11 protein-coding genes are annotated in these 16998 nt (G+C 44.7%); 9 read left to right on the top strand and 2 right to left on the bottom strand.

The genetic code is table 11. The features are described 5' to 3' along the window. From ACJ751_RS02290 to ACJ751_RS02270, 5 genes are all read left to right on the top strand, one after another. On the top strand, positions 1–1918 hold a 1918-nt coding region (locus ACJ751_RS02290), incomplete at its 5' end, for a gliding motility-associated C-terminal domain-containing protein (RefSeq protein WP_407743757.1). Between the two features lie 17 nt (positions 1919–1935). Continuing rightward, positions 1936–2961, top strand: a complete 1026-nt coding sequence (locus ACJ751_RS02285) for a PorP/SprF family type IX secretion system membrane protein (RefSeq protein WP_407743756.1) — start codon at positions 1936–1938, stop codon at positions 2959–2961. Between the two features lie 48 nt (positions 2962–3009). Continuing rightward, complete coding sequence (locus ACJ751_RS02280) at positions 3010–5040, top strand: OmpA family protein (protein WP_407743755.1); 2031 nt, start codon at positions 3010–3012, stop codon at positions 5038–5040. Between the two features lie 348 nt (positions 5041–5388). Further along, positions 5389–7803, top strand: a complete 2415-nt coding sequence (locus tag ACJ751_RS02275; RefSeq protein WP_407743754.1) for a sugar-binding domain-containing protein — start codon at positions 5389–5391, stop codon at positions 7801–7803. Positions 7804–7971: 168 nt separating this feature from the next. Further along, positions 7972–9588 (top strand): hypothetical protein, encoded by a 1617-nt coding sequence (locus ACJ751_RS02270; RefSeq protein WP_407743753.1) that lies wholly within the window; start codon positions 7972–7974, stop codon positions 9586–9588. A gap of 83 nt (positions 9589–9671) precedes the next feature. Here ACJ751_RS02270 and ACJ751_RS02265 read toward each other — a convergent pair whose 3' ends face one another. After that, on the bottom strand, positions 9672–11687 hold the full coding sequence (locus ACJ751_RS02265; RefSeq protein ID WP_407743752.1) for a M13 family metallopeptidase: 2016 nt from the start codon (positions 11685–11687) through the stop codon (positions 9672–9674). Between the two features lie 197 nt (positions 11688–11884). On the opposite strand from ACJ751_RS02265, the gene ACJ751_RS02260 reads away from it, so the two are divergent. The 4 genes from ACJ751_RS02260 (at position 11885) to ACJ751_RS02245 (ending at position 14760) form a co-directional block, all read left to right on the top strand. Continuing rightward, entirely contained in the window at positions 11885–12484 is a 600-nt protein-coding gene (locus ACJ751_RS02260; protein WP_407743751.1) for a Crp/Fnr family transcriptional regulator, read from the top strand. A gap of 62 nt (positions 12485–12546) precedes the next feature. After that, positions 12547–13023 carry a DUF2269 family protein gene (locus ACJ751_RS02255; RefSeq protein WP_407743750.1) on the top strand — a complete coding sequence of 159 codons (477 nt, stop codon included), beginning with the start codon at positions 12547–12549 and terminating at the stop codon, positions 13021–13023. Positions 13024–13133: 110 nt separating this feature from the next. Then, positions 13134–13703 carry a Crp/Fnr family transcriptional regulator gene (locus tag ACJ751_RS02250; RefSeq protein WP_407743749.1) on the top strand — a complete coding sequence of 190 codons (570 nt, stop codon included), beginning with the start codon at positions 13134–13136 and terminating at the stop codon, positions 13701–13703. Between the two features lie 88 nt (positions 13704–13791). Further along, a complete protein-coding gene (locus ACJ751_RS02245; protein WP_407743748.1) occupies positions 13792–14760 on the top strand; it encodes an MBL fold metallo-hydrolase in 969 nt (322 codons plus the stop codon). Between the two features lie 162 nt (positions 14761–14922). Here ACJ751_RS02245 and ACJ751_RS02240 read toward each other — a convergent pair. After that, the coding region (locus ACJ751_RS02240; RefSeq protein WP_407743747.1) for a T9SS type A sorting domain-containing protein at positions 14923–16998 on the bottom strand (2076 nt) is incomplete at its 5' end.

Genomic DNA, 16998 nt, shown 5'->3' with positions numbered 1-16998 from the left:
GGCGCCCATATGTGCCGGCACTACGCTGCTGCCTTTGCCCACCACATCAAATGAGAGCATCACGGGTACATGGTCACCGGCATTGAATAATAATGCCACTACTACTTATACGTTTACGCCAACAGCTGGTCAGTGCGCAACCACCACAACCTTAACGATCACCGTTAATCCCAATGTAACGCCAACGTTCGCGGCCGTGGCGCCAATATGTGCCGGTACTACGCTGCTCCCTTTGCCCACCACATCCAATAATGGTATCACGGGTACGTGGTCACCGGCATTGAATAATAATGCCACTACTACCTATACATTTACCCCAACAGCCGGACAGTGCGCGACCACCACAACATTAACGATTACAGTAAACCAAAAAACAACGCCAACGTTCGCGGCCGTGGCGCCCATATGTGCCGGCACTACGCTGCTCCCTTTGCCCACCACATCAAATGAGAGTATCACGGGTACATGGTCACCGGCATTGAATAATAATGCCACTACTACTTATACATTTACGCCAACAGCCGGTCAGTGCGCAACCACCACAACATTAACGATTACAGTAAACCAAAAAACAACGCCAACGTTCGCGGCCGTGGCGCCCATATGTGCCGGCACTACGCTGCTGCCTTTGCCCACCACATCAAATGAGAGCATCACGGGTACATGGTCACCGGCATTGAATAATAATGCCACTACTACTTATACATTTACGCCAACAGCCGGTCAGTGCGCGACCACCACAACATTAATGATCACCGTTAATCCAAATGTAACGCCAACGTTCACCCCTGTATCGCCCATCTGTTCCGGCGCTATGCTGGCCGCTTTACCCACCACATCCAATAATAGTATTACGGGTACCTGGTCACCGGCCTTGAATAATACAGCCACTACTACCTATACGTTTACGCCATCAGCGGGTCAGTGTGCCACCACCACCACAATGACCATAACGGTTAATCCCAATATAACACCCACGTTTGCGGCTGTGGCGCCTATCTGTTCCGGTGCTACCCTGGCCGCCTTGCCCACCACATCCGACAATGGCATCACCGGCACGTGGGCTCCGGCATTGGATAACACCACTACTACCACCTATACATTTACGCCAGACGCCGGTCAGTGCGCCACCACAGCAACATTAACTATAACAGTAAACCAGAAAATAAAACCTGCATTCCCTGCTGTGGCATCAATATGTACAGGAGCGGCGCTGCAGGCATTGCCATTATCATCGACCAATACTATACCTGTTACCGGCACCTGGTCTCCGGCATTGAATAATACAGTAACAACAACATATACATTTACTCCCGATGCGGGTCAGTGTGCCACTACATCCACTTTAACCATTCAGGTTAATCCTATGGCAGCCTTTATGAATATAATAAGGGATACCACCGTTTATGACGGTGCTCTTGTGGCGGCCTATAAATTTTCAGTGAACGATCCGGCAGGCGGCATAAAATGGAATAATTCAAACCCGTCAATTGGCCTGGCTGCTTCGGGCACCGGCGCAATCCCTTCTTTTCGGGCCACCAATATGGCCGATTCGGCGCTTAACGCAATCATTACTACGGTCCCTTTCACTAATGGTTGTGCTGGGGCAACCCAATCATTTAAGATAAAGGTGCTTCCTTTATCAAAAGAGGTTTTTGTACCCAACGTATTTTCTCCGGATGGCGATGGAAGGAATGATCAGCTTTTTATTTATGGAAATTATATCGCTTCTGTTGAGATGCAAATTTTCAATCAATGGGGGCAACACCTTACAACGCTTAGCAGTACGAATCAGGGATGGGATGGTAAATACAAGGGGAACGCTCAGCCTGTGGGCGTTTATTTGTATGTGCTGAGAGCTGTACTGAAAGATGGGAGGAATGTTAGAATGAAAGGTTCTATTACACTTATTCGATAAAAAACAATATCCGTAATATGAAGAACAAACACATCAATCGATACGGTCGGTTGGCGGCCTGTTTGTTAATGATAACTGCTATAAAAGCAGTTGCCCAAACAGATCCGCACTTTACGCAGAATTATACATATCCCCTGTATATCAATCCTGCGCTTGCAGGCAGCGCTGACGGCGATTACAGGGCATCTGCTATTTTTCGTAGCCAGTGGGGCAGCCTTAGTAGTCCATACCGCACTATGGGCGTTTCATTCGATACACGTACCAATAAAAATGCAGGGCTGGGTATAAACCTTTTAAATCAGTCTGCCGGTGATGGCGGGTTTAATTACCTTACTTTATCCGGTTCTTATGCTTATACCGGGGTTAAATTCGGAAAAGATTTTAACCAGCGTATTGTTATGGCCCTCCAGGGCGGTATTATAAGTCGCCGGGTCAATCCCGCAAAATTCAAATGGGGCGAACAATGGAACCCTATCACCGGCTACCAGGAAAGTAACCCCACCACGCAAACATTTTCTAAAACGTCTTCTCTTGTTCCCGATATAGGGGCCGGTGTGCTGTATTTTGATGCTTCTCCTGAAAAGGCATACAATTTATTCGGTGGTTTTTCAGCCTATCATTTAAACAGACCTAAAGACCCAATCGTCACCGATCACAATACAGACCTCAACAGGATCCCTGTCCGTTATTCCATACATGGCGGGGTTAGCTTTAATATTTCATCGAATGCCAGGGTAATTCCACATGTGCTGTATATGCGCGAGGGTACTGCATATGAAGCAATGATGGGTTTTTATGGGCAAATAAATATAGATCCGGAGACCGATTTTATGCTGGGCGGATATTACCGTGTTCATGATGCAATTGCCCCTTATGCAGGTATTGATTATAAGAATTTTGTTATTGGGTTGAGCTACGACGCGAATGCTTCGGGGCTAAGACCTTTAACGAAAAACGTAAACAGTTTTGAGCTCACCCTTTCTTATATAAAACGGTCGGGCAACAAGAGTATTGTTGATTTTGTTCGTTGCGCAAGACTTTAAAATATGGGTTGAACCGTTTTGGAAATTAAACATTTGAGCATTTAATCTATGAACACATTTTTACAAATTAAGATCAGGCCTTTATCCGGAAAATTTATTGGGTTACTGGTTGCCGGCATCTGCTGGCTGCCGGTACAAAGTCAACAGGTTGTGCATAAAAGTCCGCTACAATTAGCCGATCAGTATTTTGAAGCCGGTGAATATTATACGGCTGCCTATTTGTATGAGCAGCATCTGAAAACGTCAGGAAGAAATATAAACACCCCTGCATTTACAACCTATGCTAAAAAAGGCACAGCTGCGGAAGGCATTCAAAACAGGTCCCGGGCCAGTATTCTTTATAAACAGGCAGAAAGCTACCGGCTTGCCCATTATTGGATAAATGCCGACTCGGCATACAAAAAGTGCACTGATAATAATGATGCCTTCTACTGGAGTGCCGTATGTGAACGCAGCCTGGAAAATTATGATGCGGCGGAAGAAAGTATACGTAAATACTTAAGCACTGCCGGAACAAACGGCCAGTTTAAAGATGCGGCTGAAAAAGAATTGGAAACGTTGCAATTCATCCGCAGACAATTAGCCGCTACAAACCCTGCCCAGGTGAACAGCTCGAAGATCAAGACCCCCGGCAGCTTTGAAAAAGGCGCTTTTGCAGTAAGGGCAGTTGGCGGCAACAAGTACCTGGTAAGCAGTACGAAAACCGATACTGCCAAAGTGAAAGGGGCCAATCCGCATGCAAGCCGGATGTTTTATGGTACTTTAAAAAACGATAGTCTGGATCAGCTAACTCCTGTTGTTTTACCGGTTACCGGAATTGCAGATAACCAGGGGGTAGCAAGCTTTACCGCCGACGGCAATCGTATTTATTTTACCCAATGGAAAAAAGAAAAGGGCCGCATAGTTTCTAATATTTATTACATCGTTAACCGTGGCGACAGTGGATGGACCAGGCCGGCCTTATTGCCCGGGGTGAATATCGACGGGTTTAGCAGTAAGCAGCCATTTTGCTCAGTGGATGGAATATATTTATATTATGCATCAGACCGCCCGGGCGGATCAGGCGGATTCGATATCTGGTATGCGCAGATCTATGAAGATGGAAGTGCCGGCAGCTCTGTTAATGCGGGCCCGGGAATAAATACAGCCGGTGATGAGCAGGCGCCCTTTTATCATACCAGCAGCGGTACAATGGTGTTTGCCACAAACGGACGCCTGGGCATGGGCGGGTATGATCTTTTTTCGGTCAGGGGCAGTGATAAGGCATGGGGCGTGCCCCGCAATATGGGTTATCCCATTAATTCATCGAGAGATGATATTTACTTTTTTGCTCCTGAAGATTCAGCACTCTTGGCAAGGGCCATTGTTGGTTCCGACAGGGGCACCGGCTGCTGCCTTGAAAATTATCTCATTAAAAGATCATCCGGAAAAAAACGGTTAACCGGGCTGGTACTTGATCGTAAGGACAATGCCCCCGTTGCCGATGCTACCATTGTTTTAACAGATCCATCTGGCAAAACGTGGGCAACAAAAACGGATGATAAAGGCAACTATTTGTTTGATACCATCCATAACGATTATTCCAATTACCGGATCTCTGTTACCAAACAATATTATAATGATACCGCTGATGTTGTGAAAATTAATGATACCGCTGAAGCGAACCTGCTCACCGATAAGTTAGTAAATACAGATATGTACATTGATAAAAAATTCATTTTAAATGTAGAGAATGTAGTTACTGTATATTTCGATTTTGACAAAAGCAAGCTGAAATCAGAGGCTGAGAACAAGCTCGATTCGGTTTGCCTTGTAATGGCACAGTTTCCTTCCTACACGCTTCAGATCTCAGCCTATACAGATGGCAAGGGCACCGAGGAATACAATAAAAAGCTTTCAGACCGGCGTGCCAGGTCATGCGCCCGGTATTTTATTCACAAAGGTATAAAAGCCAGCCGCATTACTTTTGAATCATTCGGAGCCTGTTGTCCGCTTGAATTGGAATTGATCAATGGTCGTGATAATCCTGACGGCCGCAGCCGTAACAGAAGGGCATTGATCAATATATCGAAGGGATAAAGCGCAGCTTTAGCAAAGAATATCAGTTACCTTGATTAGGACGAGTCGAATCAAGATAAAGTTGTAATTGCAGATAACCAATATTTCAATTTATAAAATAAGCCAGGCCTTGTTTATATAGGGCCTGGCTTAATCTGTATCAAATTGTAAGATAGCAGCTTCTTTCTTACATGATGAGTTCATCATAACAGAAAGAAAAACAATAAGGTTTAAACTTGATTTTTTCATAATGGCTTTTTGTTTGGTAATTTGTAGCTTCCCTATGATTATCGGACAATTGTGCGCTGCCGGTATTTTCCCGAAAATAACAAAGGTTTAAAATATAATTCTTTTTTATCTTCGACCCCTATGATCAAATGCATTAAAATACCGCTGACTGTATTGCTGCTTGTATGTTTCCTTACAGGAGCCGCTCAAACCTTAACTCCTCATAACCGCGTACAAACTTTTGATTATAACTGGAAATTTGCATTGGGCGATCATCCCGATGCCCGGAATAACAATTTTAACGATGCCAGTTGGCGAAACCTTGATCTGCCGCACGATTGGAGCATTGAAGGAAAACCAGACTCACTGAATACAACCGGTAACGATGGCGGTTATTTCCCCGCGGGAACCGGCTGGTACCGAAAAAAATTTATGGCGCCCACTGCGTGGAATGGAAAGCGCATCTCCATCTTTTTCGAAGGCGTATACATGAATTCCGAAGTATTTATAAACGGACGATCATTAGGTATCCATCCATATGGTTATTCCTCTTTTTTGTATGACTTGACAAAGCACCTGATTTTCGGCAAAGAAAATATAATCTCGGTAAGGGTAGATAATTCCCAACAAAAAAATTGCCGGTGGTATAGTGGCTCGGGTATTTACCGGCATGTAAAGCTGTTGGTAACCGCCCCCATTCATATTGACCACTGGGGCGTAGCGATCACCACTGCTGAAATAAACAAGGAAAAAGCAACGGTTGCGATTAGAACAAGTATAAAAAACGAAACAGGTCGCCCGCAAAGCATACTCCTGAACACCCAACTTACAGATCAGTCTTTCAAACCCGCAGGCAATAATTCGCTCACCATTGAATTGCCTGCCAATGGGGTAAAGGAAATAACGCAACAGTTAACGGTAAACAACCCGCGGCTTTGGTCGCCTGAAACGCCTGTTACGTATAAAGCGCAAATACAATTAATCAAAGGCGGGACCGCCATTGATAACATTAGCCAGGATTTCGGTATCCGCTCCATTGCCTTCGATGTACAGAACGGATTCCGGCTGAACGGGAAAAAAATAATCCTCAATGGTGGCTGTATGCACCATGATAATGGTTGCCTGGGCGCAGCGGCCTACGACCGGGCTGAAACAAGAAAAGTGGAATTGTTGAGATCCGCAGGATTTAATGCCGTACGCACTTCGCACAATCCGCCATCAGAAGCGTTTTTAAATGCCTGTGACCGGTTAGGGATGCTGGTAATAGATGAATCGTTCGATGGCTGGCGCGAAAAGAAAACGACCAACGATTATGCTACCTATTTTGATGATTGGTGGCAACGTGACCTGGGGGCAATGGTCTTGCGCGACCGAAACCATCCTTCTATTATTATGTGGAGCATTGGCAACGAAATAATAGAACGAAAAAGCCCCGATGCGGTTAAAACAGCAAATATGCTTGCCGGTTACGTACGGCAACTGGATGCAACCCGTCCGGTAACCTCTGCCATGACCACCTGGGATAAGGATTGGGAGATCTTTGATCCGCTTTTTGCAGCGCATGATATTGGTGGCTATAATTACCAGCTACACCGGGCGCCGGCTGATCACCTGCGCGTGCCTTCCCGTATTATTGTTCAAACAGAATCGTATCCGAAGGATGCTTTCGCTAACTGGAAATTAGTACAGGACAATCCCTATATCATCGGCGATTTTGTTTGGACGGCCATGGACTATTTAGGCGAATCGGCCATTGGCCGCTATTATTATCCCGGTGAACCAGACGGCGAACATTGGGAAAAGAATTTCTATCCCTGGCATGGCGCTTATTGCGGAGATATTGATCTCACTGGCTGGAGAAAACCCATATCGCATTACCGGGAACTGTTGTACAATGATTCAACGAGGCTTTATATGGCTGTGAAAGAGCCTAACCCTGATAATGGACCAATCAAGCTAACAAGTTGGGCTGTTTGGCCTACATGGGAAAGCTGGACCTGGACTGGTCACGAAGGGAAAGATATGCAGGTTGAGGTCTACGCAAAATATCCGTCCGTTCGACTGTATTTGAATGATACCCTTATTGGCGAACAACCAACGGGTATTGAACAGCAATTCAAGGCAGTTTTTACGGTGCCTTATGCGCCTGGTTTGTTAAAAGCAGCAGGCGTTGATAATAACAAGGAAAAGCAATCTGTTCAATTAAAGACCGCCGGAAAAGCAGTCAGGATAAAGCTCACGGCAGACCATGCAACCATTCAGGCTAATGGGCAGGACCTTTCATTCGTTACCGTTGAAATAACTGATGGAAATGGAAATATTCAACCCAATGCAGATAGTAGGCTTTTGTTTAGCATTAAAGGGCCGGGAGTCATTGCCGGAGTTGATAATGCCAATTTAAAAGATACTGATCCTTATGTCAGCAATAAACGCACAGCCTGGAAGGGACGTGCACTGGTCGTAATTAAAAGTACACATCAACCAGGCAACATTGAGCTGAAGGCAAGCTCACCGGGTTTATCGGGTTCAACCGTAATTCTTACTGCCATTAAATGAGAAACTCCTTTGCGTCGTTTCAAATTTATCCTCTTTTCATACTCATTGATTTTTCCAGCTAAACAACCGGCATATGGATGTTGCAATCATTAATAAACGTTAACGCGTGACGTATTGAATGATGCCGGTCGCTGAGCATGCTCAATTGTAAACTTCGCTATTAAATAAATGAAAAAACAAACCCTCTTTTTCTTGCTGTTTTTCTTTTCGTTAAGACCATTTGCACAGGTGTGGCAATGGTCGGTACAGGTAGATAGTGTCATTTCGGGTGAAACAAAAGACCATCCGGTAGCATATTTATGGATCCCCGAAAATTGCAAACAGGTGCGGGGAGTGGTAGTAGGGCAACACAATATGATTGAAGAAGGTATTTTTGAGCACCCCGACTTTAGAAAGGCAATGACTGAAATTGGATTTGCTATTGTTTGGGTGTCGCCAATGCTTAATATGAGTTTTGATTTCAACAAAGATGCCGGTGAGGATTTTAATTATATGATGAAGAAGCTGGCAGATTCTTCCGGCTATAAAGAACTGGCGTTTGCGCCGGTTGTTCCTGTTGGTCATTCAGCAGCTGCCACTTATCCCTGGAATTTTGCAGCATGGAACCCGGAAAGAACGCTGGCTGTTATTTCTATTCATGGTGATGCGCCCCAAACCGGTCTTACTGGTTATGGCGGACCAAATGTTACATGGGGCAACAGAAAGATCGAAGGTGTACCTGGGCTTATGGTAATGGGAGAATATGAATGGTGGGAAGACCGCATGGCGCCTGGATTTAGCTATGTTAGCAACCATCCAAAAACGCCGATCACTTTTTTCTGCGATGCCGGTCACGGACATTTTGATTATTCGAATGCATTGGTAAATTATCTTGCCGGCTATATTAAAAAAGCGGCGGCGTACCGCTTGCCTGCTGTGATGTCACTGAACAAACCAGTTGCTTTAAAATTTATCGACCCTGCCAATGGCTGGTTGATGGACCGGTGGAGAAAAGATAGTTTGCCAAAGGCAATTCCTGCTTCTTATGAAAATTACAAAGGAGACCGTTACTTTTCTTCCTGGTGTTTTGATAAAGAACTGTGTGCGGCAACGGAAAGGTTGTATGCTTCGGCAAGAGGTAAGAAGCAGCAGTATATCGGTTTCAGGGAAAACGGAGCGGTGATGCGCCCGGATAAATCACATGCCGCCTATAATTTGACATTTAACCCGGAAAAGGACGGCGTTACTTTTCATGTCAGTGCTTTTTTTGCCGATACAACCAGGCTGGTTGCTGTAAAGGATCATGCCAAAACCCGGCTGCAAATAAATAAAATTACCGGTCCGGTAAAAAAGATCAATGATTCCACCTTCCAGATCGCTTTTGATCGTGTTGGATTTAACAATCCAAAACGGTCCGGCGATATTTGGCTGATTGCAGAAAACGATGGTGATCCAACATACAAAAGCATGGTGCAGCAGGCAGACCTGCATATTCCTGTATTCAATATGGAAGGAAAGGAACAACAAATTGTTTTTGAAGGAGTGACCAACCAAAAGGAGGGGGCAAGATCCATTCCCTTACAAGCAAGATCAAGTGCCGGGTTGCCTGTTCATTTTTATGTAAAGGAAGGTCCTGCTGAAGTACTAGGTTCTCAATTGTATTTTTCAAAGATCCCACCCCGTGCAAAATTTCCCGTGCGGGTGACTGTTGTAGCCTGGCAATATGGAAGCAATGCAGAACCAAGATTGAAAAGTGCACAGCCGGTGGAACGAACATTTTATATTATCCGCACAACACACAATTAACGAATTATCACTATCCTTCGGATACTTTTACCGGCTTTAATAAAATTGTTGCGGCCCGTTTGAATTAACGGGCCGCTTCAATTTTACCATATTTTGATTCGCTTATCATTGGCGAGATACATCATCTCGCCAGGTTTCACATTAAAAGCAGTATAAAAAGCCGGGGTGTTCATCAGTGGGCCATTCACCCTCCACATGGGTGGCGAATGAGGATCGTTATTTATCCAGTAGTGCATGTATTCGTTTTTCATTTTCACCCTCCAGATCCTGGCCACTGAAAAGAAAAATCGCTGAAGGGGGGTAAACCCGCCGATCCTCGTGGTATCCTGTCCCTGTTTGGTCATTTTAAAAGCGTCAAGAGCCACGGCAACGCCGCCTATATCCGCTGTGTTTTCTCCTACTGTAAGCGCGCCTTTCACATGAATGCTGTCCAGCACGGTGAATTTGTTGTACAGGTCAATGACCTGTTGGGTTTTGGCCTTAAACTTTTCGTAGTCCTGAGGTGTCCACCAGTTTTTTACGTTCCCGTCTTTGTCATACTGGGCTCCCTGGTCATCAAACGTATGCGTCATTTCATGTCCGATAACCATACCGATACCCCCATAGTTAAGCGCGTCATCGGCATTATTGTCAAAATAAGGAGGCTGCAGAATTCCGGCAGGGAACACAATTTCGTTGGCGTAGGGGTTATTATAAGCGGTAACGGTGGAAGGAGTAGTGAACCACTCGGTTTTGTCAACCGGTTTTCCCAGTTTGGCCAGGTTATACTGGAAGTTATTAGCGGCCGCCGATACCACATTTTCAAAATATTTATTCCTTACAACAGTTACATGGCTGTAATCGCGCCACTTGTCGGGGTATCCGATCTTTTTGGTAATGGCAAATAATTTCTCTTTGGCTTTTTGCCTGGTGCTGTCGCCCATCCAGTTCAATTGGTCAATCCGATTGGAAAAAGCCTTCTGCAGGTTATTCACCAGTTCCAGCATCCGCGTTTTAGCCGACTCGGGAAAATAAAGCTTCGTATACAACTGTCCCAGCGCCTGTCCCAGAGAGTTATCTACCGCACTGGCCATGATCTCGCCGCGTGTTTTTTGCACAGCCTGTCCCGTTAAAGCCTTATTATATTCAAAGGATGCATCCACAAAAGGCTTGCTCAGGTAGTCTGTATAATTACTAATATAATTCGCTTTCAGGTATATTTTCCAATCCCCAAGCGGGATCGATTTCAGGAGCGTGTTCACTTTATCATAATAACCTGGTTGGGCCACATCCAGCGAATCCATGGTGGCGCCCAGCGTATTGAAGTAAATTGTCCAACCTATATTGCCTTGTCGCTTATTTAGATCAGCCAGGGCTGTTTTATGATAATTGCCTTTTATATCCCGCGTTTCAATGTTGGTTTTATGTGAAGCCGCCAGTTGTTTTTCGATATTGTAAACAAGCGCTGCGTTTTTTTGCGCCAATACCAGATCGCTCCCTGTCAACGTAAAAAGATCCGCCAGGTATTTTTTATAGGCTTGCTGGATAGAAATAGAGGCAGAGTCAGTCTTGAAATAATAGTCCCTGTCGGGCATGCCGATACCCGCCTGAGAAATATGCCCCATATTCATGCTGCTGTTTTCCTGATCCGGAAAAACCTGAAAAGCAATAAGGGAAACATTTGACAATTTGGTCTCTTCTGCCATGAATGTAATCATATCAGCCATACTGGTGATGGCATTGATCCGATCCAATCCGGTTTTGAGCGGCTCAAATCCGCGTTGGTTGATGGTATTGGTATCCATTCCGGAAGCAAAGAAATCACCGATCTTTTGTTCCAGGTTGCCCGGCGCATTGTTAGTTTTCGATATGCTGTCCAGGATGCCTTGCAATTTGAGGCGTTGCTGGTAGTTCATGAACCGGTAGGCGCCTACGCCCGACTGACTAGCCGGTATTTGTGCTGTATCATACCATTTGGCATTTACATAATTAAAAAAATTATCGCCCGGCTGGTGGGTCGAGTCTATTCCTTTAATAGCTATAAAGGGTTTTTCTGTAGTACTTGTTTGGCAGGCAACAAAGAAAAGCAGGGTGAGGGATAGCAAAAAACAATTTTTCATATCGATCAGGTTGGTTGCGTAACGATGTTGAATAGTTGATAAAGATATCATTAACGGAGGAATAAGCGAATGCCACCGGCAACTTTATTACCTCATGAACTTCATTTCAGGAAATCAATCAGATACACATTAAAATTGATTAGAAAATCAACGCCAGCTAAGTCAGGCTTCAAGGAGGCGTTTCGGTATGGCAAAAAATGGCAGAAGGTGTACATTTGAATATGGATATGTTACTCAATGCCATTCGACATTACATTCCGCTTTCTTCTGATGATGAAGCTGTCGTCAGGTCTTTGTTTCGCGTAGAAAAATTGAAAAAAGGCCAACACCTGCTTCAGGCAGGTAATATTTGCAAAAACATCTTTTTTATTGAGCAGGGATTGGTTCGTTATTATGCCATTATCGATGGCGAGGAAAAAACGAGCTATTTTAATAAGGAAGGTGAATTCGTTTGTGACTATGCCAGCTTTTTGCCTCAAACGCCATCCATAATTAATATTCAGGCATTGGAAGCCTGTACTGTTTATTTCATCAGCCATAGCAATATGCAGCTATTTTATGAGCGGGTGAAATATGGTGAAAGGTTTGGGCGGCTAGGCCTTGAAGATGTATATGTAAATTTAATCAACCAGGTAAACTCACTGTACAACGATCCGCCCGAACGTCGCTATCAGATCTTCCTTACGAAATTCCCTGATACCGGACAGCGCATACCGCAATATTATATCGCCTCTTATATAGGAATAAAACCGCAATCACTAAGTCGCATCAGAAAAAGAATGGCTGAAAAAAATTAATTAACCTGGGTGAACGACCAGCCGTTTTTCATTGCCGAACTTTGTGTTACAAAAATAGCCTAATGTATACACAAATCTTACGACAGTTATTGCTTATTCTGCATCTTTCCGGTCTGACATTGATGGTCGGAACCACGGTTGCCTCTTTTGTCACTTTTCGTGCTTTCAAAAACAGGTTTAACCAAAAAAGTGAAAGCTCAACAGGTCTTTTGCAGCTCTTGTCGAATCTGGCCCCGGTAAAAGGGATAGGTGGAATTTTGCTGATACTTTCCGGTATTGGACTTACGTATATAACCGGTTGGGTATTCCTGCATATGCTATGGCTTCAGGTAAAATTGTGCCTTATTCTGCTGCTGCCGCTTAATGAAATTCTGATAGGGAACAAGCAACAGAAAAAGTTAAAGACCGCTTTTTTTGAAAATAACCCCGATAGCACTGCCGTGATAAAAATAGCAATACCTAAGATCTCCATTTTTTACACGATCCAACTATTGCTGTTTTTCGGGATCTTTGTACTGGCGGTTTTTAAGTTTAATTAATCGGCATATTAATGTTCCAGATGTTAAGCCTTTCCATTAAAATCGGGAGGGCTTATTATTTTCCCCGATCATTATAACGTTGAACTTTTAATACGTATTTTTACGATATCATGCCGCACCCATTACGTGTACATATTGAATCGGTCTGCAAGCTTACTGATGAAGAGTTTGACTATATCATTACTCATTTTACGATCGTAAAGTATAAAAAGCACCATCAACTTATAAGGGAAGGTGATCTTGTAAAGCATGAATATTTTGTATTGAAAGGCTGCCTTCGTTCTTACATAACGGATGCCGGTACAGGTAAAGAGTTCACTTATAGTTTTGCTGCTGAAAACTGGTGGGTTTCCGAACGTGAAGCTTTCACCAGACATACTCCGGCAACCACGACGGTAGAATGCCTGGAAGATTGTGAGCTGCTGGCATTGACTTATGAAAACAGAATGAAACTTGGCCGCGAGATCTGGAAATACGAACATTATGTTTCCATGAAAACCAGCCTTGGTTACGTGGCGCTGCAAAAGCGGTTACAGCTGATGATCATGGGTAATACCAAAGAACGGTTTGAGAATTTTGTAGAACAATACCCGCAATTGTATAGCCGGGTGCCAAAGACAATGATTGCCTCATATCTGGGTGTGTCAAGAGAGACCATAAGCCGTTTATACAGAAAATAACAGCACAAATGTCACAATTTCAAAGTGAGAATTGTGCCTTCTTCCGGCCGATCCATGCCTGAACTTTGCGTCATTAAATCAAATAAGTATGATGTCGCAAAGTTCATTTTCTTTCAAGAAGATATTTATTTTATGTGCTTTGATAAACAGCATTTTATCAACCTCGGCACAAAAGACTACTTCATCACTGCCTCAACAACCTGGCCTCTACCGGATGCAGTTGGGAGATTTCGATGTAATAGCATTATCAGATGGCACCATTCCTTTAAACCTGCATACTTTATTACATGATGCAAAGCCTGGCGAATTGGATGATCTGTTACAGCACAGTTTCCTCGACAGTATTGTAGAAACATCCATCACAGCTTTCCTGGTAAGGGCAAACAACAAGCTGATATTGATTGATGCAGGAAGCGGTAGCTTCATGGGTTCAACACTTGGTAAAGTAAAACAACATCTGCTGGCTGCCGGTATTAGTCCTGAAGACATTGATATCGTAATGCCTACTCATTTACATGCAGACCATGTAGGAGGATTGGTGGACAATGGCAAAATGGTATTTCCCAATGCTACAGTGTACATTAGCAAACCTGAAGCAGATTTTTGGCTGAATGAGGCAAATAAACAAACGTCCAACAAAAGGGCACAGCCGTTTTTCGATGGCGCACAGGCTGCCATAGCGCCGTACCAAAAGGCAGGAAAAGTTAAAACCTTTGAACCGGGCACACAACTGTTTCCCGGCATTACCTCCGCGCCTTCTTTTGGACATACACCAGGCGAATGTTTTTACATACTTGAAAGTAAAGGACAAAAATTGATGTTTTGGGGCGATGTGGTGCATGCAGGCGCCGTTCAGTTTGCCGACCCCTCCATAACCATTGATTTCGACGTGGATCTCACCGGCGCCAAAATAACCCGGAAAAAGGCATTTGAAGATGCTGTTAAAAAAGGTTATTGGATTGCTGCACCGCATCTTTCATTCCCCGGTATTGGACATTTGAAATTTGTTAATAACTCCTACGAATGGTTACCAGCTAATTATAAAAGCATATTTTAATATTATAGGGTAAGTACCCGAATAAAATTGCCCCTGGTAGAAATAAAAGTCCACAAAGATTTATTGATATCTTTTGTGGACTTTTATTCGCTTTTCATTTCTTCCGGCCATCACACCGCCATCAACATCCGATCTAGCACCTGTTACCCAGCTGCCTTCCAACTACTCCGCTACCATCTTTTTTAATAAGTTCCCGTTCCTGCCGCCTTTCAAAACAACTGAGTAAATGCCCTTTTTCAGGTTGCTCACATCGATCTTTACAGAAGATGCATGAGCAGAAAGGGTTTTTGTTATTACAGTACGCCCGTCCATGTCAATAATATTCAGATAGCGGTAACCAGAATTGCCCAGGGATAGCGTAAGCACACTGCTGGCAGGGTTGGGGTACAATTGTACCCCGGTTTTATCGTCGCCGGCAGGTTGAAGTTTATCCGTAGCGGCCATCCGCGCAGATATGGGTTGTATAATAATTGAGCTTAGCGCATCATTCCAGCCCTCATCTGCCAGGCACGAGGTGTCGGCCGTTTTCGTCAACGAATTACCACTGAAATTGGCATCCCGGTACAATATGGCCCGGTATCCGTTCAATACCCTGATCGATGATACAGAATCATTGGGTATGCCCCTGGCTATCAGATCAGAAAGATTGTAATTGCCTGCAGGCAGGCCAACCGCCTTGCCTCCATAATTGCAATCGATGTAAAGAACCACCGGCCCATCGGCTGTTGTTGCCTGGGAAAATGCGGTGAAGGTCCACGAACTCGGCTGCACCCTGAACCGGATGTAGTCATTATCTTCTCCCACGTAGCTTATACCTGTTACGCCGCTTATGAACGAACCATTTTTCCAGATAGCTACCTTATTGGCGTCGATCTCTTTCACGCCGGCAGCGAGCATTCCTTTGGGAATAGCCACAATTGCAACTGTATTAAGCGGACTGGTCAATGTTTGTGTGTACACGTTGGCATTCCGGATGTATGAAACAATAATATCGCCCTTTGGGGAAGGAACCCGGCCCAGAATAGTGTTAAGGCTGGTCACCTGCGGCTGAAAAATAAATTCATTATAGGCGGGCAGGGAAGGCCTCACTCCTAATGTATAAGCGCTGAGCTGGTAAAGCGGACCGGCGCTCCAGGCATGATTGCTGCTGCTGTTGCTTGCCGGAAATTCTTCCCAAAGGGTAGAAGACCAGTTATCGATCATGACGGCATACCGGCTTCGCATACGCGTTAGAGCATCATTGGCGTTGAGCATCGACAGGGCCATTTCAATATACATTTCCTGGTAGGGGCTTGCGTCGTTCCGGTTCTTCAGCACCGTTAATACACCGGGCTTCCGTGAATCATCTACCATGCCGGCCAGCACTGCCCAGGCATTGCTTCTGTCGTCAATGACCGATGATTGCACGCCGTTATTTCTGTGAAAAACATACGCATTGGCAGCACTGTTCCAGAAGTAGGTATTGAATTGGGATCTTACCTTGTTCTGCAATGTTTGGTAATAGGTTTTGTCGGAAGTGGCGCCTGTGAGATCAGCCATGTTGATCATAGCGTCGAGCAAAGTAAGGTATAAGGCATTACAAAAAGTATTGGCGCTTCCTTCCACAATATCCTTATTGCTGCCCCAGTCAATCCAGTTCCACAGGTTCCATCCCTGGCCGGGCTGTAGTATCAGCATGCCGTCGCTGTTGGCCGTGCCGGCGCAGTAATCAATGAATTTTTTTGCTTGCGGATAAACCTCCCTTACCAGGTCTGCATCGCCTGTATACAGGTAGTATTTCCACAGCATGGCCACGGCAGCCATGTTCTGATCTGGAAGATTAAATGCATTTCCAGGTGCGGTGGTATACAAAGAGCCATCCGCCTTTTGTGTGTGCATCAGTTCCCTGAAGGCCTTTTTCGCCAGCAGGCTGGCATTCTGATCATACAGGTAGAACGAGTAAAGGATCTGTTCGGAAACATCGCCCCACCACTGGCCCCGCTCGCGGTTAGGGCAATCGTAAAATATGTCACGCATGCATACACGGGAAGTATTTTTACTTTTGTTCCAAAGGCTATTGAGAGGCCCGTTGTCACTTAAAAAGACCCCGCGAATGTCGGTGTTGTAAGTTGTTTGCCTGAACTTCAGATCAAGGATGGTAACAGTGCCCGTTACATTGGAGAAATCGTAGGTTACGGTGTGGTTGCTCGAGTTCTGCCAGGCAAAACATTCAAATTCCTGCACACCTGCCCTGGTTAT

Origin of the sequence: Niastella sp. (assembly GCF_045805085.1) — a bacterium.
Lineage (GTDB): Bacteria > Bacteroidota > Bacteroidia > Chitinophagales > Chitinophagaceae > Niastella.
This window is presented reverse-complemented; position numbering and strand designations above follow the sequence as displayed.

Bases quoted from the DNA above. Each gene is read 5' to 3' on its own strand.
- ACJ751_RS02265 (WP_407743752.1), bottom strand. From the start codon at position 11,687: ATGAAAAATTGTTTTTTGCTATCCCTCACCCTGCTTTTCTTTGTTGCC.
- ACJ751_RS02255 (WP_407743750.1), top strand. From the start codon at position 12,547: ATGTATACACAAATCTTACGACAGTTATTGCTTATTCTGCATCTTTCC.
- ACJ751_RS02280 (WP_407743755.1), top strand. From the start codon at position 3,010: ATGAACACATTTTTACAAATTAAGATCAGGCCTTTATCCGGAAAATTT.
- ACJ751_RS02260 (WP_407743751.1), top strand. From the start codon at position 11,885: ATGGCAGAAGGTGTACATTTGAATATGGATATGTTACTCAATGCCATT.
- ACJ751_RS02275 (WP_407743754.1), top strand. From the start codon at position 5,389: ATGATCAAATGCATTAAAATACCGCTGACTGTATTGCTGCTTGTATGT.
- ACJ751_RS02285 (WP_407743756.1), top strand. From the start codon at position 1,936: ATGAAGAACAAACACATCAATCGATACGGTCGGTTGGCGGCCTGTTTG.
- ACJ751_RS02245 (WP_407743748.1), top strand. From the start codon at position 13,792: ATGATGTCGCAAAGTTCATTTTCTTTCAAGAAGATATTTATTTTATGT.
- ACJ751_RS02270 (WP_407743753.1), top strand. From the start codon at position 7,972: ATGAAAAAACAAACCCTCTTTTTCTTGCTGTTTTTCTTTTCGTTAAGA.
- ACJ751_RS02250 (WP_407743749.1), top strand. From the start codon at position 13,134: ATGCCGCACCCATTACGTGTACATATTGAATCGGTCTGCAAGCTTACT.